This is a genomic window from Sandaracinus amylolyticus (genome assembly GCF_021631985.1).
Taxonomy (GTDB): Bacteria; Myxococcota_A; Polyangia; order Polyangiales; family Sandaracinaceae; genus Sandaracinus; species Sandaracinus amylolyticus_A.
Genome location: NZ_CP070225.1, coordinates 834,681 through 855,111, shown reverse-complemented (window position 1 = coordinate 855,111; position 20,431 = coordinate 834,681). Strand labels below are relative to the sequence as shown.

The 20,431-nt window shown below is 71.8% G+C and carries 20 protein-coding genes; 4 read left to right on the top strand and 16 right to left on the bottom strand.

The genetic code is table 11. From position 1 onward, the window contains the following. Nucleotides 1-56: 56 nt before the first annotated feature. Nucleotides 57-1,778, top strand: coding sequence for a 1-acyl-sn-glycerol-3-phosphate acyltransferase (locus I5071_RS03470; protein WP_236603942.1), 1,722 nt, complete (start codon nt 57-59; stop codon nt 1,776-1,778). A gap of 11 nt (nt 1,779-1,789) precedes the next feature. Further along, the gene (locus I5071_RS03465) at nt 1,790-2,725 is read left to right on the top strand and encodes an NAD(P)-binding domain-containing protein (RefSeq protein ID WP_236603941.1); all 936 of its coding nucleotides are present in this window, start codon (nt 1,790-1,792) and stop codon (nt 2,723-2,725) included. Nucleotides 2,726-2,731: 6 nt separating this feature from the next. Here the strand turns inward: I5071_RS03465 and I5071_RS03460 are convergent, their stop codons facing one another. Beyond that, complete coding sequence (locus tag I5071_RS03460) at nt 2,732-3,856, bottom strand: ribonuclease D (RefSeq protein ID WP_236603940.1); 1,125 nt, start codon at nt 3,854-3,856, stop codon at nt 2,732-2,734. 91 nt (nt 3,857-3,947) lie between these two features. Between I5071_RS03460 and I5071_RS03455 the strand changes: the two genes are divergently transcribed. Both I5071_RS03455 and I5071_RS03450 read left to right on the top strand, forming a co-directional pair. Beyond that, nucleotides 3,948-4,421 (top strand): DUF721 domain-containing protein, encoded by a 474-nt coding sequence (locus tag I5071_RS03455; protein ID WP_236603939.1) that lies wholly within the window; start codon nt 3,948-3,950, stop codon nt 4,419-4,421. Further along, nucleotides 4,422-4,856 (top strand): hypothetical protein, encoded by a 435-nt coding sequence (locus tag I5071_RS03450; RefSeq protein WP_236603938.1) that lies wholly within the window; start codon nt 4,422-4,424, stop codon nt 4,854-4,856. A 51-nt stretch (nt 4,857-4,907) separates the two neighbouring features. On the opposite strand, the gene trpB is transcribed toward I5071_RS03450, so the two are convergent. The 15 genes from trpB to I5071_RS03375 form a co-directional block, all read right to left on the bottom strand. Then, complete coding sequence (gene trpB / locus I5071_RS03445) at nt 4,908-6,098, bottom strand: tryptophan synthase subunit beta (RefSeq protein WP_236603937.1); 1,191 nt, start codon at nt 6,096-6,098, stop codon at nt 4,908-4,910. Nucleotides 6,099-6,224: 126 nt separating this feature from the next. Next, a complete protein-coding gene (trpA, locus tag I5071_RS03440) occupies nt 6,225-7,004 on the bottom strand; it encodes a tryptophan synthase subunit alpha (RefSeq protein WP_236603936.1) in 780 nt (259 codons plus the stop codon). A gap of 65 nt (nt 7,005-7,069) precedes the next feature. Beyond that, nucleotides 7,070-8,320 (bottom strand): DUF2314 domain-containing protein, encoded by a 1,251-nt coding sequence (locus tag I5071_RS03435; RefSeq protein ID WP_236603935.1) that lies wholly within the window; start codon nt 8,318-8,320, stop codon nt 7,070-7,072. Nucleotides 8,321-8,352: 32 nt separating this feature from the next. Beyond that, nucleotides 8,353-9,123, bottom strand: coding sequence for a hypothetical protein (locus I5071_RS03430; protein ID WP_236603934.1), 771 nt, complete (start codon nt 9,121-9,123; stop codon nt 8,353-8,355). Next, nucleotides 9,120-10,412 carry a DUF2330 domain-containing protein gene (locus I5071_RS03425; protein ID WP_236603933.1) on the bottom strand — a complete coding sequence of 431 codons (1,293 nt, stop codon included), beginning with the start codon at nt 10,410-10,412 and terminating at the stop codon, nt 9,120-9,122. Before I5071_RS03425 ends, I5071_RS03430 begins: the two co-directional genes overlap by 4 nt. Before the next feature lie 146 nt (nt 10,413-10,558). Beyond that, the gene (locus I5071_RS03420; protein WP_236603932.1) at nt 10,559-11,176 is read right to left on the bottom strand and encodes a phosphoribosylanthranilate isomerase; all 618 of its coding nucleotides are present in this window, start codon (nt 11,174-11,176) and stop codon (nt 10,559-10,561) included. 54 nt (nt 11,177-11,230) lie between these two features. After that, nucleotides 11,231-11,608, bottom strand: a complete 378-nt coding sequence (locus I5071_RS03415) for a response regulator (protein WP_053235690.1) — start codon at nt 11,606-11,608, stop codon at nt 11,231-11,233. Between the two features lie 54 nt (nt 11,609-11,662). Then, nucleotides 11,663-12,547, bottom strand: a complete 885-nt coding sequence (locus I5071_RS03410) for a GAF domain-containing protein (RefSeq protein WP_236603931.1) — start codon at nt 12,545-12,547, stop codon at nt 11,663-11,665. 55 nt (nt 12,548-12,602) lie between these two features. Beyond that, nucleotides 12,603-13,703 (bottom strand): chemotaxis-specific protein-glutamate methyltransferase CheB, encoded by a 1,101-nt coding sequence (cheB, locus tag I5071_RS03405; protein WP_236603930.1) that lies wholly within the window; start codon nt 13,701-13,703, stop codon nt 12,603-12,605. After that, nucleotides 13,700-14,587, bottom strand: coding sequence for a CheR family methyltransferase (locus I5071_RS03400; RefSeq protein ID WP_236603929.1), 888 nt, complete (start codon nt 14,585-14,587; stop codon nt 13,700-13,702). Before I5071_RS03400 ends, cheB begins: the two co-directional genes overlap by 4 nt. Continuing rightward, nucleotides 14,587-16,701: a HEAT repeat domain-containing protein gene (locus tag I5071_RS03395; protein ID WP_236603928.1), complete on the bottom strand. Its 2,115-nt coding sequence runs from the start codon at nt 16,699-16,701 to the stop codon at nt 14,587-14,589. The genes I5071_RS03400 and I5071_RS03395 overlap by 1 nt, the downstream gene beginning before the upstream one ends. Further along, on the bottom strand, nt 16,698-17,198 hold the full coding sequence (locus tag I5071_RS03390) for a chemotaxis protein CheW (protein ID WP_236603927.1): 501 nt from the start codon (nt 17,196-17,198) through the stop codon (nt 16,698-16,700). Before I5071_RS03390 ends, I5071_RS03395 begins: the two co-directional genes overlap by 4 nt. Before the next feature lie 2 nt (nt 17,199-17,200). Beyond that, nucleotides 17,201-17,776, bottom strand: a complete 576-nt coding sequence (locus I5071_RS03385) for a chemotaxis protein CheW (RefSeq protein WP_236603926.1) — start codon at nt 17,774-17,776, stop codon at nt 17,201-17,203. Then, nucleotides 17,773-19,899: a chemotaxis protein CheA gene (locus tag I5071_RS03380; protein ID WP_236603925.1), complete on the bottom strand. Its 2,127-nt coding sequence runs from the start codon at nt 19,897-19,899 to the stop codon at nt 17,773-17,775. The genes I5071_RS03385 and I5071_RS03380 overlap by 4 nt, the downstream gene beginning before the upstream one ends. Then, the gene (locus tag I5071_RS03375; RefSeq protein ID WP_053235696.1) at nt 19,896-20,291 is read right to left on the bottom strand and encodes a response regulator; all 396 of its coding nucleotides are present in this window, start codon (nt 20,289-20,291) and stop codon (nt 19,896-19,898) included. Before I5071_RS03375 ends, I5071_RS03380 begins: the two co-directional genes overlap by 4 nt. Nucleotides 20,292-20,431 lie beyond the last annotated feature (140 nt).

Sequence of the window (20,431 nt, the reverse complement as noted above, 5' to 3'; positions counted from 1 at the left end):
GATGCGCCGTCCGCGCCCCTCACCCCCCGGGCGCGACGAGGGGAGGAATCGACGTCGTGGCGAAGAGCCCCGTGCGCACGGTGAAGCACCTTCTGACGCGGCCGATCCGGCTTCCACGCCTCACGCCCTACGTCCCCGCGCCAGACGATCCGACGATCTTCTGGTTCAACAGCGAGCGCGACGACATCATCCGCGAGGTCACGCGCCGCTGCGTCGAGCGCCACGTGCACGAGCAGCGCCCGCTCGAGTACGTGCTCAACGAGGTCGCGCACGAAGAGGTAAAGCGCCTCGAGTCGCAGCGCGACGACGAGGCGCGCGACTCGCTCGGCTTCTGGCGCCAGACGATGCGTCGGGTCGGCCGCATGAGCGAGAGCGAGAAGAAGGAGACGCTCCGGCTCATCTGCGAGCGGATGTCGTGGGACATCGCGGGCAACTTCGATCCGCGCGTCTATCAGTTCGCCACGCGCGCGGTGCCGCCGCTGCTCACCGGCGTGATGAAGCCCTCGGCGCTGCCCGAGGACCTCATGACGATGGCGAGCGGCACGCACGTCGTCGACGAGATGCTGCGGACCGAGGGCAACATCGAGCACCTCAAGCACCTCGCGAAGCGCGGGACGCTCGTCTTCGTCCCGACCCACTCGTCGAACCTCGACTCGATCGCGCTCGGCTACGCGCTCATGCGCGAGGGCCTGCCGCCCGTCGTGTACGGCGCGGGCAAGAACCTCTTCACGAACCCGATCATCAGCTTCTTCATGCACAACCTCGGCGCGTATCGCGTGGATCGTCGGATCCGCGCCGCGCTCTACAAGGACGTGCTGAAGACGTACTCGTGCGTGATGATCGAGCGCGGCTACCACTCGCTCTTCTTCCCGGGCGGCACCCGCAGTCGCTCCGGGATGCTCGAGCGCAAGCTGAAGCTCGGCCTCGCGGGCACCGCGATCGAGGCGTTCTCGCGCAACCGCGTGCGCGGCATCGCGCGCCCCGTGTTCTTCGTGCCGACGACGATCAACTACGGCCTCGTCCTCGAGGCCGAGACGCTCGTCGAGGACTGGCTCAAGGAAGCGGGCAAGGCGCGCTACATCATCGAGGACGACGAGTTCTCGCAGCTCGATCGCTGGCTCGCGTTCTTCCGGCGCGTCGCGCAGATGGAGAGCGCGTGCGTGATCCGCTTCGGCCGTCCGCTCGATCCCTTCGGCAACCGGGTCGACGACGACGGTGGCTCGCTCACGCCCGACGGTCGCGTGATCGATCCCGGCACCTACGTGCAGTTCCGCGGCGTGCCCACGATCGAGCCGCGGCGCGACGCCGAGTACACGCGCGAGATGGGGCAGGTGCTGGTCGGCGAGTACGAGCGCGACACGGTGCTGATGTCGACGCAGATCGTCGCGCACGCGCTGTTCCGGCGCCTCGTGCGCGCGACCCCGGGCGTCGATCTCTTCGGGCGCCTGCGTCATCGCGGCGAGGTCACGGTGCGGCGCGACGACCTCGCGCGCGAGGTCGGACAGATGCGCGAGCGGCTGCGCGATCTCGCGTCGCGCGGCGAGGTGCACCTCAGCGAGCTCGCGGATCGCGGGGACGCGACGACGCTGATCGATCGCGTGTTCTCGGCGTGGAACGGCTACCACCGGCGCACGATCGTCATCGAGCACGACGGGCAGATCACCGCCGAGGATCCGACGATGTTGCTCTACTACCAGAACCGTCTCGTGCCCTACGCGGAGCGCGTGGCGGGCGAAGGCGATCTCGCGGCGGCGCGAGAGATCGCTCGTTTGGGCTGAGGAGGGACACGATGAGCACGCCCATCGGAGTGATCGGAGGAGGCGGCTTCGGCGTCGGGCTCGCGCGCGCGATCGCGCGCACCGGGCGCAACGCGACGCTGTGGAGCCGGCGCGACGGCGAGGTCGGGGAGCGCATCGAGCCGACGCGCGAGCTCGCGGCGCTCGCGCGCTGCGAGCTGATCTTCGTGTCGGTGCCCTCGATGCACGTCGCGAAGGTCGCGGAGCAGCTGGGCCAGCACCTCGACGGACGGCACCTGCTCGTGCACGTCAGCCGCGGGCTCGTCGGCGAGGAGCTCCGGACCGTCAGCCGCGTGCTGCGCGAGCTGACGCCGGCGCGACGCGTCGGCTGTCTGGCGGGACCGATCTCCGCGAAGTCGATCGCGGAGGGCGTGCCCGGCGGCGGCATCGTGGGGACCGGCTTTCCCGAGGTCGCGGACGCGGTCCGCGAGGCGATCGCGGGGCCGACGCTGCGCCTCTACCAGACCGAAGACGTCGTCGGCGTCGAGGTGAGCGCGGCGCTGGTCGGTCTGCTCGCGCTCGCGATCGGCTACGCGCAGGAGATGGGGATCAACCCCGCGGCGCTCGCGATCCTCGCGACGCGCGGCATGGTCGAGACCGCGCGCATCGGCGTGTCGCTCGGCGCCGAGGACCGCACCTTCGCGGGCGTCGCGGGCTACGGCGATCTGATCGCGGCGATCGCGGGTGATGGTCGTCCCGAGCTCGAGCTCGGTCGTGCGCTCGGCCGCGGGCTCACGCTGCAGCAGGCCGGCGAGCAGGCGGGCGCGTACATCGAGGGCGTGACGATCGCGCGGCGCGTGCAGCGCCACGCGATGCGCCGCGGGATCGAGGTGCCGATCATCGAGGCCCTCGCCGACGCACTCGACGGGAAGCTCACGCCGACCGGCGTGATCGAGCGACTGATGTCGCGCCGCTCGAAGCGCGAGTGACGATGGTCAAGCGTCCTTGACGATCTCGATCACCGCGCGACCGTAACGCACGACGCGACACTCGCCGAAGCCGGGCACCTCGAGCAGCGCGCGCTCGTCGCGCGGTGCTCGGCCCGCGAGATCGCGCAGGCAGTGCCCCGGGAGCACGACCTGCACGTTCACCCCGCGCTCCTCGGCCTCGCGCTTGCGCCACGCGGTGAGCGCGGTCTCGAGGCGCTTGCGTCGCTCGCGCTGCTCGAACGGCGGGGCAGGAGGACGCAGCACGTCGAGCTCTTCGCGCGGCACCTCGCGCGCGTCGAGCCCGCGACCGACCGCGTCGAGGACCTCGGTCGCGAGCTCGGGGCGCTTCGCGAGCGCGTGGATCGAGTCGAGCGCCGCGCGATCACGCGGCATCTTGCGCGCGATCACGATCAGCACGGGGTTCGGCAGCACGCGGAACGGCGGGACGTCCTCCTCCTGCGCGATGCGCTCGCGGAGCGCCGCGATCTCGCGCAGCACCGCGCGCTGCGCGCCGGTGCGCAGATCGCCCGCGCCCTTCACGCGCAGCCACGCGGGCCCGGGCTCCTCCTCCGGCTCGGCGTTCGCGCTCGCAGCCCACGCCGATTCCACGCGCACCTCGTCGAGGATCCCTGCGTCGGCACATCGATCGCGCAGCACCGACGCGAGCGGCAGCAGGTCGCGTACGTCTTGCTCGAGGTACGCGAGCTCCGCTGCGTCGAGCGGGCGCTTGCCCCAGTCCGCCTGCTGCAGGTCCTTGCCGATCGTGACCCCGAGGTGCTTGTCGAGCAGCGACGAGAGGCCCGTCGAGACCTCGCCGAGGAAGCGCGCCGCGACCGCGGTGTCGAACACGTTCGCGAGCGGCAGCCCCTCGCGTGCGAGCAGGCGCGCGTCGAACGCGCAGTCGTGCAGCACCTTCTCCGGTCCGCTCTCGCCGATGATCGGCGCGAGCGCGCGGCGATCGGCGAGCGCGAGCGTGTCGATCAGCGCGACGCCCTGCGGATGCGCGATCTGCATCGTGCAGAGGCGCGTGCGGTAGCGATAGAGGCCGTCGCCCTCGGTGTCGAGACCGATCGCCGGCGCGGCGGCGAGCGCACGAGCGAGGCGCTCGAGCTCTTCGGGGCGATCGATCATCGACGAAGCGTATCGCAACGCAGTGCTACGCTCGCGCCCGATCGCGATGCAGAGCCGCACTCGACGACGACGCAGGGGTCCTCAGCACGGCGTGGCGAGCATCGCCGAGCTGATGCCGCGCGTGTACCCGTCGAACGAGCCCGACGAGCTGCGGCTCGTGCGCACGATCGCGTGGTGGGATCGCCACGTGCCCCCGCGTGTGTCGCGCAACGCGCGCCCGACCAAGCTCTATCGCGGAACGCTGATGATCCACGCGGTCACGAGCGCGTGGTCGCAGGAGATCTCGATGCTCCTGCCGGGCTGGATGCAGGCGCTCGCGCGCGCGGTGCCGGGCATCGACCCGACGAAGGTGCGCGTGAAGGTCGGCCCGCTGCCGCCGAAGCCGCCGAGCAAGCCGGTGCCGCCGCCGATCGCGCCGCTCGCGCTGACCGACCTGCCCGATCAGGTCGCGGCGTCGCTGATCACGATCGCCGACGATCAGGTGCGCGATGCCGTCGCGAGGGCCGCGGCGCAGTCGCTCGCACCGCGCACTCCGCGCGCGCCGACGCGGCGCACGGGTCGCTGAATGCGGCGCATCGCACTCCTCGCGCTCGTCCTCGCGTCGTGCGCGACCACGACGCGCCCTCCGCCGGAGCCAATCCCGCGCACCACGGACACGTACATCCCGGGCCCCGACACGCCCGAAGAGTGCGCCGCCGCGTATCCCGACCGCGCGCGATGTCGCTGGACCGTCGAGATCGTCGGCGCGTACACGCCGTGCTGCGGCGACTGGACCGGCGGGCCCTACTGCATCTGCCACACGTGCGAGACCGACGCGGACTGCGGTGAGGGCGCGGCCTGCCGCAGCCTGACCGGGCGCGGCCAGCTGCCCACCGCATCGGTGTGCGTGCCCGACGATCATCCCTGCGCACCCGAAGGCGCCGGTTGTCCCCAGGGCTTCGAGTGCGCGAACGAGAACGGCGAAGTGATCTGCGCCGAGCTCGAGCCGACGCCGGTCTGACGCGCATCGAGCAAGCGGGGCTGGGGCCCCGCGCGCAGCGCCGCGGGAAGCTCAGTGCGCAGTGCGCGCGGCGAGCGCGTCGCGCACCGTGTTGAGGTCCTTGTCGCCGCGGCCGCTCAGCGACACGAGGATGCGCGCGTCCTTGCAGAGCTGCTTCGCGACGCCGTGCAGCGCCGCGATCGCGTGGCTGCTCTCGAGCGCGGGAAGGATGCCCTCGGTGCGCGCGAGCAGCTGGAACCCCGCGAGCGCTTCCTCGTCGTCGACGCTCACGTACTGCGCACGCCCGGTGTCGCGCAGCCACGCGTGCTCGGGACCGACGCCCGGATAGTCGAGGCCCGCGCTGATCGAGTGCGCCTCGACGATCTGTCCGTCCTCGTCCTGCAGCACGTAGGTGCGCATCCCGTGCAGCACGCCGGGCTTGCCTGCGGTGAGCGTCGCGGCGTGCTTGCCGCTCGCGACGCCGTGCCCCGCGGCCTCGACGCCGATCAGCTTCACGCTCGAGTCGTCGACGAACGCCGCGAAGATGCCCATCGCGTTCGAGCCGCCGCCGACCGCGGCGACCACCGCGTCGGGCAGCACGTTCTCGTCGGTGAGGAGCTGCGCGCGCGCCTCGTCGCCGATCACGCGCTGGAAGTCGCGCACGATCGAGGGATACGGATGCGGCCCCGCGACCGAGCCCACGCAGTAGTACGTGGTCGCTACGTTCGTGACCCAGTCGCGCATCGCCTCGTTCATCGCGTCCTTGAGCGTCGCGCTGCCGCTCGTGACCGGGATGACCTTCGCGCCGAGCAGCTCCATGCGCTGCACGTTGGGCGACTGACGCCGCACGTCCTCGGCGCCCATGAAGACCTCGCACTTCAGGCCCAGGAGCGCGCACGCGGTCGCGGTCGCGACGCCGTGCTGGCCCGCGCCGGTCTCCGCGATGACGCGCGGCTTGCCCATCCGCTTGGCGAGGAGGACCTGACCGACGGTGTTGTTCACCTTGTGCGCGCCGGTGTGGCAGAGGTCCTCGCGCTTCAGCCACACGCGCGCGCCCACCTCGCGCGAGAGGTTCTCGGCGAAGAAGAGCGGCGTCGGCCGGCCCACCCAGCGCGCGAGCAGCTCGAGCCGGCGCGCCTCGAAGGCCGCGTCGGCACGCGCGGAGGCGTAGGCGCTCTCGAGCTCGTCCAGCGCGGGGATCAGGGTCTCGGCGACGAAGCGGCCGCCGAAGGGACCGAAGCGACCGGGCAGCGACGTGGACATGTGGAGCGACGTTCTAGAGGTACGGGACGGGAGCGTCGAGGTGCCGCGTGGCCCACATCGACGGGCCGCGCGCGAGGCATCGATGCGGTCGATGGCTCGTGAGAGAGCCATCGATGGCGTCGATGATCAGCCCAGCGCGCCGCGCAGCGAGCGCACGAGCTGGCTCGCGCTGGCGACGCCGCCTTCGGCGATCGCGGTGACGAGCGCGCTGCCGACCACGATGCCGTCGACGTGGGGCGCGGCGCGGCGCGCGTCGTCGGCGGTCTTGATGCCGAACCCGAGCGCGACCTTGCGGCCCGTCGCGGTGCGCACGTCGGCCGCGCGCTTCGCCGCGACCTCGAGGTCCGCGTGCCCTGCGCCGGTCACGCCCGCGACCGAGATGACGTACACGAACGACGTCGCGACCTCGGCGGCACGCGCGACGCGCGCGGGCGTGCTGGTCGGCGCGACCAGCGGCACCCAGTCGAGCCCGAGCGCGACCACGTGATCGCGCAGCGGCGGCGCCTCTTCGGGCGGCAGATCGACGACGAGGAATCCGTCGGCGCCCGCGTCCTTCGCCTCGCGCACGACCTTCGCCTCGCCGCGCGCCGCGAGCGGGTTGTAGTACCCGAAGAGCAGGATCGGCACGCTGGTGCGGGCACGCGCGGCACGCACCGCGTCGAGCACGCCCGAGACCGTCGCGCCCGCGCGCAGCGCGCGCTCGCTCGCGCGCTGGATGACCGGACCATCGGCGGTGGGATCGCTGAACGGCACGCCGAGCTCGATCACGTCGGCGCCCGCCTCGGCGATCGCGACGATCAGATCGGGCGTGGACGCGAGGTCGGGATCGCCGGCACAGAGGTACGTGATCAGCGCGGGCCGCTTCTCCGCGGCAGCACGCTCGAATGCCTGGGCGATGCGCGACATGGGGCGAGGTTGGGGGCTCACGCGTGCAGGCGCAAGCGTTGGATCGCGGCGTTGCGCCCGCTTGGTCAGCCCCCGCTCACCTTGCTCGTGAAGCCTCCCTCGATGACGCCGCCCGCACCCGCGAGCATCCAGTCGTACACGTCGCCCTCCGCGATCGTCACGCTCACGCCCGCGCGCAGGTCGATGCGGTTCGTCGAGTGGTTCGCGAGGCGGCCCTCGATGCGATCACCACGCCACGACGTGACCGCGATCCACATGTACTCGCGGCCGCCCTTCCGGTCGTCGAAGCCGTGCTTCACGTAGAGCGCCTCGTGCACGTCGAGGCCGGCGGCGAATCGCTCTCTCGCGCGCGGCAACGTCGCGACCGCCTCGCGATGCGCCGCCTCCATCGCATCGGCGTCGTACGCGCCGCCCATCGTCTTCGGCGCGCCGAGCAGCACGTCGAGCGCGCGCACCGCCCACACGTCGTCGCGCACGCCGGGCGGCGCGACCAGCTCGAGGAAGGGCTCGTGCTGCCCCGCGGGCGCGAGCCGCAGTCCGACCGTTGCGCCGCGCCCGCGATCGTTCGGCGTCCCCTTGCCGCGCGCTCGCGCGAGGTGCCCCTGATCGACGGTGATCGCATCGCCGAGCGCGACGCGCTCGAGCTTGCCGCGCTTGTCGATCGCCTCGCGCTCGAGCGACTCCACGATCGCCTGCGCGACCGCGTTCACGAGCTGCAGCACGGGGCGCTCGGTGCCCGGTGTGATCGCGCGCATCGAGAGGTTGGGCAGGCCGTACGAGGGCATGCCGAGCGTCGTCATCCAGCCGAGCCCGTCGGTGCCGCGCGAGACCGGCAGGATCAGATCGCGCGTCGCCACGAAGCGCGGCTGCGCGTCGATCGCGCGATCGACGTCGCTCGAGGGCAGCGCGCGACGGCGATCGACGTCGAGGATCACACCCTCGTGCAGGCTCGCGACCGAGCGCGCGCCCGCGAGCGCGAGCGCCGATCCCGGAAAGCCCGGGAGGATCGGCAGCGTCACCGCGACGATCGCGGCGTGCGACGAGCGCGCGATGCGCGCGATCTCGTCCTCGCCGGTGCCGAGGTAGCGCATCATCTCGAGCGGCGGCGCGGGCAGTGCGCGCGCGGGCTGCACGTCGACGGTCAAGAGCTCGGGCCGTGCGATCAACATCCGCGCGATGCCGCCGATCGGCTCGGCGAGCGAGCCGAGCTCCTGCTCGACGTGCGCGCGCAGCGAGCGCGCGTCGGGTGGAGCGCCGGGCCCGAGGTAGATCGCGAAGAGATTCCGCAGCAGCGGATCGACCGGGATCGTCGGCATGGCTCGATCCTACTCGCGCGAGCGCGGCGCGCTCACCGCCAGAAGCGCGGGAAGAACCGGAGCCCGAGCGACACGACCACGTCGTCGCCGGGCAGGAACACCTGGACCGTGACGCGCCCGTCGGCGATGACCCCATGCGCGTTGCGCCCGCTCCATCCGATGAAGCCGCCCGCCTGCGCGAGCCACGGCGGGCCGCTCGCGACCGCGTCGTCGAGCCATCCCGCGCTCCCGAGCACGCCGAAGAAGAACGTCTCGATCGGCGCGAAGGTGATCGACACCGGTGCTTCGACGAGCGGGACCACCTGGGTCCAGAAGAGCAGATCGAGATCGATCGACGCATCGACGCGCAGCCACGGCGTGGCGCGGATCGCGATGGGCACGCCGACGCGCAGCGTGGTGTCGCCCTCGGTCATCGCGGGGATCGTGAGCGCGGCCGAGACGCCGACGTCGATCACGGGATCGTGGATCCATCGCGCGAGCACGTGGAGCGCGGGATCGTCGAGCACGCCCCACGACGCGCCGATCTGCACGTCGTCGTGCACGCCGACGCTGAGCGCCATCGGCACGCCGCGCCGCGGGAACGGGAACGAGGGGACGCGATACCAGATCAGCTGATCGACGCGCGCCATGCCTTCGGGCAGCGTGAGCGGGCGCGCCGCGACACCGGGGAAGCGCTGGGGATCGAGCACCGGCGCCGTCATCGCGGCGGGATCGCCGAGCGACGCGGCAGGCTCGTCGTCGGCGCGCGCGATCGATGGCGCGAGCAGCAGCGCCGCGACGAGCACTGCGCGCGAGGCGCTCACGCGCGACGCCTGCGCAGCGCGATCGCGGCGGCACCGACGATCGCGAGCGCGATCAACCCACGCGCGCCGGCGCCGGGCATGCTCGTGCTGCAGCGCAGCCCATCGCCGCGCCCCCGACCGCTCGTGCCGGGACCGATGCCGGGATGCGCGCAGAACGTCGGGCACTCGGGCTCGTCGGCTCGGTTCCGCTCGCGCGTGACCATCACGCGCGTCTCCGCGAGGTCCTCGCGATCCGACATGCGCAGCTGCAGGTCGACGCCGAGCTCGCTCACCGGCAGGCGCGTGCGCATGCGCGTGAGGTACGGCTCGGACACCGAGCGCGTGACCACCGCCCAGTCCGCGGCGGCGCTCGTCGTCGCACTGCCGTCGGGAGGAAAGCTCTGGTACGTGCCGATCGACGTCGGCGCGATCGTCGCGTACTCGGTCACCCAATTCGTGCCGACACCCTCGCCCGCGAAGAGCGCGTCCTCGTAGCGCGCGTCGTAGTCGAACGTGAGCGTCGCCCAGTCGAACGAGACCGCCGCGCGATCGACCTCGGCGTTGCCGAAGTTCGCCGCCTCGATGCGGCTCTCCGCGAACACGAAGAGCTCGAGCTCGACCGACACCTCGACGCCCGCCGCCACCATGCGCAGCGGGAACGTCGTCGAGAGGCCGGGCACGGTCACGCGCACCGGCACCATGCGCTGCACGTTCGCGCTCGGGCTCAGGCGCAGCACGACGAAGTTCATGCCGAGATCGACGTAGTGCGTGATCGTCGGCAGCATCGCGTCGGGGACCTGGTAGCGGTTGTCGCGCAGCCACGTCACGAGCGCGTCGGGGTCTTCCGAGCCGATGGTCGCGGTCGCGTAGGGACCGACGACGCCTTCGTGGTGCACGGTGACCGAGCCGTCGCCGCCGAGCTCGCGTCCCGGCGCGGCGTCGGACGACGCGAAGAACGAGTCCCCGCACGGGTCGTCGCACGAGACGCGCGGCGGCGGAGGCGCGACGAGCGTGATCGTGGTGTGCGCGACGAGCGACTCGAAGAACGCGTTCTCCGCGATCTCGACCGTCGACGTGCCGGCGATCGGGAGGACCCACACGAAGTCCGCGGGGTCGCCCTCGTACGCGATCTGATCCCAGAGCGTCGTCTGCGTGGTCCCGAGCGCGATCGCCATGCGATGCCCGGTGACCGGCGATGGATTGCCCTCGGGAGGATGGAAGCAGCCGCCGCACGCACGCGCGACGTCCGGCACGAAGAGCGGTGTCAGCGCGGCGCACACGGCGGTCGCGACGAAGAGCCGTCGGAGCATGATTCCCTCCTCCACGGCGCGGAGCGGCACAGATCTCCGCGCGCCCGCACGTGCTCAGCACGCGTCGTGCCGCGCACGAGCGTACGACGAAGACGCCGGCTCGAGCGAACGCTCGAAGCGTGGGGGCGCGCAGCCCGCGGGGAAGCTCAGCGCGACGCGTTGCGCACCGCGCGCACGAACGCTTCGACCTTCGCGGGGTCCTTCACGCCCGGCGCGCGCTCCACGCCGCTCGCGGAGTCGACGCCCATCGGCCGCACCACGCGGATCCCCTCGGCCACGTTCTCCGCCGTGAGCCCGCCGGCGAGCCAGAGCGGCCGCGCCCGCGCGACACGCGCTGCGAGCGACCAGTCCGCCATCATGCCCGTGCCGCCCTTCTCGCCCGGCACGCTCGCGTCGAGCAGCACCTCGATCCCCGGCGCGGCCATCGCGATGCGGAAGCCCTCGTCGCCGCGTGCCCGGACCGCCTGGTACGCCCACGGGAGCAGCGCGCGCGTGAACGTCGCGTCCTCGTCGCCGTGCAGCTGCACCCAGCGGATGCCGGTCGACTCGCGAACGTCGGCGATCTCCGCGCGCGTCGCGTCCACCACGATCGCGACCACCCGCGCACGATCCTTCGCGCGCCGCACGATCTCGCGCGCGACCGCGTGGTCCACGCGCCGCTTGCTACGCGGCCAGAAGTTGAGCCCGATCGCGTCGACGCCGAGCGAGAGCGCGTGCTCCGCGTCCTCGAGCCGAGTGATCCCGCAGATCTTGATCGCCGTCATGGTCTCGCCGCGATGGCCGCTCAGCGCCACCGGGAAGAGGGACAGCCTGACGGATCACTCGAGCTTGAGCAGCTCTTTGACCTTCTGGATCACCTGCGGCGCTTGGATTGGCTTCGTGATGTAGGCGTTCGCTCCCAACGCCATCGCGCGCTGCCGGTCCTCGGTCGAGCCCTCGGTCGTGATGATGATGATCGGCACGTTCGCGTGCTGCGCGTCCGAGCGGATCCGCTTCACCAGCTTGAGCCCGTCCATGATCGGCATGTTGATGTCCGTCAGGATCAGGTCGTAGCGGTTCGACGCGAGCTTCCGGAGCGCATCGACGCCGTCCTCCGCCTCCGTCACGGCGACGCGCTTCACGCGGGCCAGCGCGAAGACGAGGAGCTGCCTCATCATGGGCGAGTCCTCGACGACGAGACACGAGAAATCAGCCATCCGTCATCCTCGATCCGACAAGAAGAGCCCGTCCAAGTTCTTCGTGGCTCGACATCACTCACCCGCGGGCGGCGCCGAGGACTGCCCGACGTGCGGCGCCGAGAGGTGCCGCTCGATTCCATCCAGCGCGGTCCGGGGATCGGACTGGCTGGCGTACTGGTTCGCCGCGATGAGCGCGGTGCCACCGTGCGAGCCCAGGAAGTCGAAGAGCGCGTGATCCACCGCGGCCCAGCGCTCCTTCTGCGCGAGCACCGAGACCACGACGATCACGCCGACACACACGCCTCGCACCATCATCGGCACGATCGCGAGCGGCTCCTCCAGCGTCCCCGGCGGCAGCGGCTCGTCGTCGCGGATGCGGGGCACGCCGGTCATCATCGCGATGCCGATCGGGCCCTCGCCGACGACGATCGACCCGAGATTGCCGAGGTTCTCGCTCAGGAGCGGCCACGCGCGCTCGCCGCCGCGCTCCATCAGGAAGATCGCGTAGCGCTCGCCGCCCATGAGCTGCTGGAGCAGCTCCGAGAGGTGCTTCACCACGCCGCGCACCGAGAGCGTCGCGTGGAGGTGGCTGCTCGCGATGTAGAGGTTCGCGAGATCGTGGAGCTCCTGCTCGATCTCGAAGGTGCGTACCTCGCTCTGCTTCGTGCGCTCGTCGAGCTCGTCGCTCTTGGCGAGCAGCGCCTTCCGCTCGGCCTCGAGCTGCTCGATCTTCCGCAGTAGATCGCGGATCGCGTCGTCGCTCGCGACCTGCGCACGGAGCCGCGCGTTCTCGTCGCGCACACGCGACAGCTGCTCGCGGACCTCACGGTTCTCTTCGAGCAGAGACTCCGTGACTTCCACGCCCTTTCGCAGGAACTGCCGCACGAACGCCTCGCGCTCCCGCGTCAGATCCGCGGGGTGCTCGCTCGTTCGTCGCTCCCGTTCGTCCTCGCTCATCGCGTCCTTGCGACGGTATCAGATCGCGCGTGCGCGATGCCATCGTGACGATGCATCAAGCGCCGCGTCGCTCCCCACATGCGCGCATGATCGCGTCGGCGATCCCGTGCAGCGGCACGCTGCGATCGACGACACCGGCGCGCTCCGCCGAGCCCGGCATGCCCCAGATCGCCGCGGTCTCCTGGCTCTCCGCGAGCACGGTGCCGCCGGCCTTCTTGATCGCCTCGGCGCCGCGGGTGCCGTCGTCGCCCATGCCGGTGAGGATCACGCCGATGCAGCGCGGCCCGTACACGTTCGCCGCGCTCTTGAAGAGGCGGTCGACGCTCGGCACGTAGCGATCGTCCTGCGCGGGCGCGAGCGCCTGCGCGTAGGTGGTGCCCGCCTTGTGCTGGACCTCGACGCAGCGACCGCCGGGGCAGACCAGCGCACGACCGGCGCGCAGCGGCTCGCGCTCCTCGAGCTCCGCGACACGGATCCCGCCGAGGCGCTCGAGGCGATCCGCGAACGTCTTGGTGAACCGCTCGGGCATGTGCTGCGCGATCACGACCGAGCTCGCGAAGTCGCTCGGGAGCCGCGAGAACACCTCGACCAGCGCGGGCGGTCCGCCGGTCGACGAGCCGATCACGACGACGCGCCGGGGCGTCGGATCTTCGGGCGCGGGGCGCGCACCGTCGGCGCGCGGCAGGCGGATGAGCGCGGTCGCGGTGCTGTCGCGTGCGTGCTGCTGGATCGCTCCGTGATCGAGCGGCCGCAGCATCCGCACCATCGCGACCTTCTCTTCGAGCTCGCGGCGGATCGTGCCGAGCTCGGTCGAGACGGTCGGGCTCGGCTTCACGATGAAGTCGAGCGCGCCGAGCTCGAGCGCCTTGAACACGTCGGCCTTCGCGCCGCGCCCCGAGACCACGAGGATCGGCGTGGGCTGCCGCGCCATCACGAGGCGCAGGAACGTGAAGCCGTCCATCTTCGGCATCTCGAGATCGAGCGTGACGAGATCCGGCTTGAGCTGGAGCACGAGGCGGAGCGCCTCTTCGCCGTCCGCGGCCTTGCCCACCACGTCGACGCCCGGGATCGCAGCGAGCAGATCGCCGATCGTGCGCCGGTTGAACGCGCTGTCGTCGACCACGAGCACGCGCAGCGCGCGACCTTCCGCGGTCATCGATCGCCTCCTTCTCGACGCGCCCGCGCGCTCTCGAGCGGGCGGCGATAGACCATGTCGGAGCTCAGGTGCGCGAGCTCGAACGCGGTCGAGACGTGGAGCAGCGACTCGCTGTGGCCGAGCAGCAGATGACCTCCGGGATGGAGCCTCTCGTAGAAGGTGTCGATCACCTTCTTGCGCGAGGTCGTGTCGAAGTAGATGAGCACGTTCCTGCAGAAGATCGCGTCGACGCGACCGAGCAACGTCGTCTTGTCGCCGTCGAGCAGGTTGAGGTGTCCGAACTGGCACATCGCGCGGATGCGCGGGATGACGCGCATGCCGCCCTCTTCCTCGACGAAGAACTCGGCGTACTCCGGCGGCATCGCGCGGAAGCTCGAGGGCGGATAGACGGCGCGGCGCGCGGTCGCGAGCACGCGGCGCGAGATGTCGTTGCCGAACACGCGCACGTCCCACCCGTCGAAGAGCCCGCTGCGCGCGACGAGGATCGCGAGCGTGTAGACCTCTTCGCCGGTCGAGCAGCCCGCGCTCCAGAGCATGATGCGCTTGGTGCCGCGCGCGAGCGCCTGCTCGTGGATCGCGGGGAGCAGATCGTTGCGGAACGCGCGGAGCTGGTACTCCTCGCGGAAGAAGTAGGTCTCGTTCGTGACGAGCGCCTCGACCGCGTCCTCCAGCTCCGCCTGCGCGCTCGGGTGGTAGCGGAGGTGGTGGTAGTACGCGGTGAAGTCGGGGAGATCGAGCGCGCGGAGGCGATCGCGCAGACGACGCTCGAAGACGAACATCGACGCGTCGTCGAAGTGCATCCCCGAGTAGCGGTTCACGAGATCGCGGAGGAGTCGGAACTCCTCGATCCGGAGCTTCGGGCCGCTGTCGAAGAGGATCGACACTAGGCCCCCGCGCCTCCGTTCTTCGCGGGATCGAGCGCGTCGTCGATCGCGGCGCGCACGAGATCGTCGGTCTCGATCGCGCGGCGCGCGTGCAGGTGCGTGAGCGCGCCCTCGCTGCCGATGGCGCCGAGCAGCGCGGCGGCGAGGCGGCGCACGTCCCACGCGGGGTGCGAGAGGCCGATTGCGAGGCGCGCCTCGCGGCGGTCGCGGATCTTCTCGGCGACGACGCGCAGGCCTTCCTTCACGACTTCTTCGTCGGGATGTCCGAGCACGTCGACGAGGAGCTCCTCGAGATCGGGCTCGCTCGCGGGCTCCGCGCCACCGAGCGCACGCAGCGAGGAGAGCGCGGCGAGCGCGACGCCCGGGCCGGGATCGCGCAGCAGATCGCGCAGGCGGCCGCGCACCTCGGGATCACCGAGCGCACCGATCGCGCGGGCCGCGGCGGCGCGCACCGCAGGGCTCTCGTCGCGCAGCGCGACGGGCAACGTCGCCGCGGCGATCGCGCGGGCCGACACGTGGCGCATCCGCGCGAGCACCGACACGGCAGCGACCTGCACGTCGACGTCTTCGTCGGCGAGCGCCATCGACGCGACCTCGGCGGCCTCGGCGGAGTCGACCCGATCGAGCGCGAGCAGCGCGGCGCGGCGCGCCGGTGCCTCGCCCGACGCGATCGCAGCGCGCAGCTTCTCGAGCGCGACCTCGGGCGGGAGGGCGGCGACCGCTTCGGACCACGCATCCGCGCGATCGGGCGACGCGTCGTCGAGCGCGATCTCGACCGAGTGCGGGGCCGAGTGCGAGAGCGCCTCGAGCGCGGTGCTCGTCGCGCGCGCGACCGCACCACCACGCGTCGAGCCGAGCTTCACGAGCGCGGGCGCATCTCCGGGCTCGGCCCAGATCGAGAGGGCGCGCGCAGCGGCCTGCACCACGACCTCGTCGCGCGCCTCGAGCGCGTCGCGCAGCGCGGCGTGCACCTCGCGGCCGAGCTCGGGATCGGGCGTGCGATCGTCGTCCGTGGGGTCGAGCGGCATCGTCGCGAGCTCGGCCGCGGCCTCGAGCGACCACGCGCGGGCGGGCGGATCGAGCGCGGGCGCGATCGAGAGCAGCGGGCGCACCGCTTCCGCACCGAACGCGCGGAGCGCAGCGAGCGCCGCGGGGCCGAGCTCGGCGCGCGCCGCGAGCGCCGCGATCGCCGGCAGTGCCTGCACGTCGCGCGCGAGCAGCGAGAGCATCGCCGCGGCGCGCTGTGCCGGAAGATGCTCCTCGGTGCTCACGGTCTCGGTCGCGATCGGCTGGCGCAGCAGCGCGCGATCCGCGCCCGAGAGCCGGCGCGCGGAGCGCGCGATCGACGCGGCCGCACGCTCGTCGGCATCGTGGAGCGCGATCAACGCGAGCGCGATCTCGGCGACCTCGGCGAGCCCGGTCGCGGTCGAGAGCGTCGCGATCAGCGGCGCGACCGCGTCGGGATCGCGGCTGCGGCCGAGCAGGCGCAGCGCGAAGCGGCGCACCAGCGGATCGGTCACCATCGGTGCGAGCAGCGAGACCGGCGCGCGCGCACCGAGCGCGGCGAGCCCCTCGAGCGCGGCGAGGCGCACGACCCAGTCGCTCGCCTCGAGCTGCTTGCGCAGCGCGTCCTCCGCGCCCTCCCCGCCGATGCGCGCGAGCGACTCGAGCGCGACGGTCGCGGTGTTCGGATCGGGATCGCCCGCGAGCCGCGCGAGCGCAGGCACGACCTGCTCGCCCGCGCCCGCCATCGCGGCGACGACGAACTTGCGCGCCGTCGCGGTCGCGCGCTCCAGCGCATCGAGCAGCGCGGACGCCGCGCGCGGACCGATGCGCACGAACGCCTCGATCGCCGCGTTGCGCAGGCCGACCTCGTCGGGCTGGAGCAGCGCGTCCGAGAGTCGCTCGATCACACGCACGTCGCCCGCGAGCGCGACCGCCGCGCTCGCCGCCTCCTTGCGCACGCGCCAGTCCGGGTCGGCGAGCGCCGCCATCAGACGCTCGGGCGCATCGGCGCCCGGACGCTCACCGAGCGCGCGCGCCGCGAGCCGCCGCGCCTCGGCGGCCTCGCTCTCGTCGTCCCATCGCGACTGCGGAGGCGGCGCGCTGGTCATGCCCGACCTCGCATCTCCATCGCGCCCTCGACGTCGACGAGCTCGGCCGCAGCGCCGATGCGATCGACGTCGAGCACGAACACCAGCGTGCCGCGATGACCGAACACGGCGACGATGCCGCGCGCCTGATCGCCCATGCCGATCGAAGGCACCGCGCGCTGGTCCTCCTCGCCCGCCGCGAACACTTCCGTGACCGCGTCGACGACGAGCCCGACGGTGCGTCCCGGCAGCGTCACCAGCAGCCACTTCGTGCGGCGCGACTCGGTGGCCGCGGCGAGCCCGAAGCGACGGCGCACGTCGAGCACCGGCACCACCTCGCCGCGATGATCCGCGACGCCGACCACGGCGGGCGGCGGATGCGGCAGCGAGACCAGCGGCAGCGGGCGGATGATCTCCTTCACGCGCTGGATGTCGACCGCGTAGTGCACGTCGCCGATCAAGAACCCGACGAGGTTCTTGTCGCGATCGCTTCCCCTGCGTCGCACTTCGCGCGCCACGCTCACCTCCGCAGCAGCGGATCGGGATCGAGCAGCACGATCACCTCCGCCTCACCGGAATCGCCCTTCGTCTCCGAAGCGCCGACCACACCGCGCACCGCGTCGCGACGACGCGGCCGTCCGAGCCCCAGCACGTGCTCGGGCAGATCCGCCGCGACCACGCTCGACGCCTCGATCTCGTCCTCGCGGAGCCGCACCACGTGCAGCACCGTGTCGACGACGAGCCCGAGCGTCTCGTCCGATCCCGCGACCAGCAGGATGCGCGTGTGGCGCGTCGGCTCGACCGAGGGCTGACCGAGCCGTCGCCGCAGATCGAGCACCGTCGTGATGCGACCGCGCACCGACAGGATCCCGAGCACCTCGTGCGACGCGCGCGGCACCTCGGTGATCGCGACCAGCTTGAGGATCTCCTGCACGCTCTCGAGCGGCAGCCCCATCCGCGCGGTCCCGAGCGTGAACACGAGGAACTCGGTGATGTTCTCCGCGGTGCTCGCGCTGCGGATGCGATCGGTGCGCGGCCCGCGCAGGTTCGCGGGCATCATCGAGCCCTGCTGCTTCACCAGCGGCCCGTTGCTCATGCCGCCACCCCGCGGCGATCGCCGCTCGCGAGGACCTCCTCGAGGATCGAGGGCGCGTCGAGCACGAGCACCACGCGCTGATCACCGAGGTCGGTCGCGCCCGAGAAGCCACGCACGTTGTGGAGGCTCTTGCCGAGCGGCTTGGTGATGATGTCCTGCTGCCCCTCGAGCGCGTCGACGACGAGCCCTAGGCGCCGATTGCCGAGCGCCGTGACCACCACGAACGAGCGCGCGCCCGTGGGCTCGCCCGAGATCCGGAAGAGCGACGCGAGGCGCACGATCGGAAGGCTCTGCCCGCGCAGCGTGATCACCTCGTGATCCTCGACGAGGCGCACGGCGGTCTCGTCGAGGAAGAGCGCCTCCTGCACCACGTTGAGCGGGATCGCGAACGTCTGACCGCGCACCCGCAGCACGAGCGCGCTGAGGATCGCGAGCGTGATCGGGAGCGTGAGCGTGAACTTCGTGCCGATGCCGACCTGGCTGTGCACGTCGATCACGCCGCCGAGGCGCCCGATGTTCGTCTTCACGACGTCCATCCCGACGCCGCGCCCCGAGAGATCGGTGACCTCCGCCGCGGTGCTGAAGCCCGGCAGGAAGATGAGCTGCCGCAGCTCCTCGGCGCTCATGTCCTGGCCCGACTCCGCGCTGAGCAGGCCGCGCGAGATCGCGTGCGAGAGGATGCGCGCGGGATCGATCCCCGCGCCGTCGTCCTCGATCTCGATGACGACGTGGCTGCCCTTCTGGTACGCGTTCAGCGCGAGGGTGCCGGTCTCGGGCTTGCCGATCGCGAGGCGCGCTTCGGCGCGCTCGATGCCGTGATCGACCGCGTTGCGGATGATGTGGAGCAGCGGATCGGTGAGCTCCTCGACGATGAGCTTGTCGATCTCGGTCTCGGCGCCCGTGACCACGAGCCGCACGTCCTTGCCGTGCTCGCGCGCGACCTGGCGTACTGCGCGTCCCAGCCGATCGAACGTCTGTCCGAGCGGCACCATGCGCACGTCGAGGATGCCCTCCTGCATCCCCGCGAGCTGACGCTCGAACGCGCGATGGATGCGGTGCAGCTCCGACGCGAGCGGGCGCATGTCCGCGCGCTGCCGCAGGCGCTCCACGATGCGCCCCACCGCGCTCTTCACGATGCCGAGCTCGCCCACCAGGTTCATCAGGTGATCGAGCTTCTCGATGTCGACGCGGACGGTCTTCGCGACGGTGCGCACCGCGAGCGCGTCCGCGCCGAGGTTCACGTCCTTCGCGGGCACGACCGAGGGCGGGCGCACCACCGCCGCGCCCGGCTCCTTCATCGCCGCGGCCTCGTCGCGCGACTCGCCCTCGCGCGTCGTCGGCGCGGGCGGCGGCACGGTGCGACCGGGATCACGCCGCGTGACCGGCTCGATCGTCACGTCGGGCCCGCCGATCGCGTCGCGCAATTCCGCGACCGGCGTGCGGCTCGCCATGAGCACTTCGAGATCGATCGCGTCGTCGCTGCCGCCCTCCATCGACGGCAGGTACGTGATGATCTCCGCCCACGGCTTGACGCGCTGCTTGAGCTCCTCGAGGTCGCTGTCGATCGACGAGAGCGAGAAGCGCACGCGCAGCCGATAGAGCGGCACGCTCTGCTCGACGTTCGAGCGCAGCCGGTGCTCCTCGTACTCCGTGAGCACGGTGAGCACGCCGGGATCGAGATCGTAGCCGCCGAGCGCATCGAGCCGCGGATGCTGGCTCTGCAGCCCCATCAGCATCTGCAGCGAGCGACGGAACGTCGCGAGGTCGACCTCGCTCGCAGGATCGGCGTTGCGACGCGCCGCGCCGAGCAGGCGCTGCAGCACCTCGACGCCCTCGAACATCACGTCGAGGGCCTCCTGCGAGAGCGGGATCTTCCCGAGCCGCAGCTGATCGAGCAGGTCCTCGAGCTCGTGCGCGAGCTCGCTCAGCGCGACGTGCCCGAACATGCCCGCGATGCCCTTCAGCGTGTGCACGCCGCGGAACACCGAGTTCACGAGATCGGGGTCGGGCTTCCCCTCCTTCTGCCCGTGATCGAGCAGGAGGAGGTCGCGCGAGAGCGACTCGATGATCTCCTGCGACTCCGCGAGGAACTCCTCGCGGATCCGTTCGACCTCGTCGCTCACGGCGCCTCGCTGCTGCTCCGGCGCGCGAGCACGCGACGCACGGTCTCGACGAGCTGCTCGGGCGTGAACGGCTTCGCGAGCCACGTGTCCGCGCCGAGCGCGATGCCGCGCTCGCGATCGCGCGCCGAGGCCTCGCTGCTGATCACCACGACCGGCACCTGGTGATGCTGCGGGCTCGCGCGGATCAGCTTGATGACCTCGAGCCCGTGGATGTCGGGCATGTTGATGTCGACGAGCGCGAGGTCGAAGCGATCACGCGGCAGGAGGCGCAGCGCCTCGAAGCCGCTCGCGGCCTCGGTGACGTGCTTGGTGATCCCTTGTGCCTCCAACGTCGCGCGGACGAATGCGCGCATGGCGCTGGAGTCCTCCACGATCAGCACGCGCTCGAGCATCGGGGCCGATCCTACCGAAATCGCATCGGTCTCGGCCAGTATGACGAGAGGCTTTCGTGCGAGAGCACGATCGGTAGGGAGGTGACCGATCGTGCCACGTGGAGGCGCGTGTGGGCGGCAGCCCGGCCCGGCGCACGGAC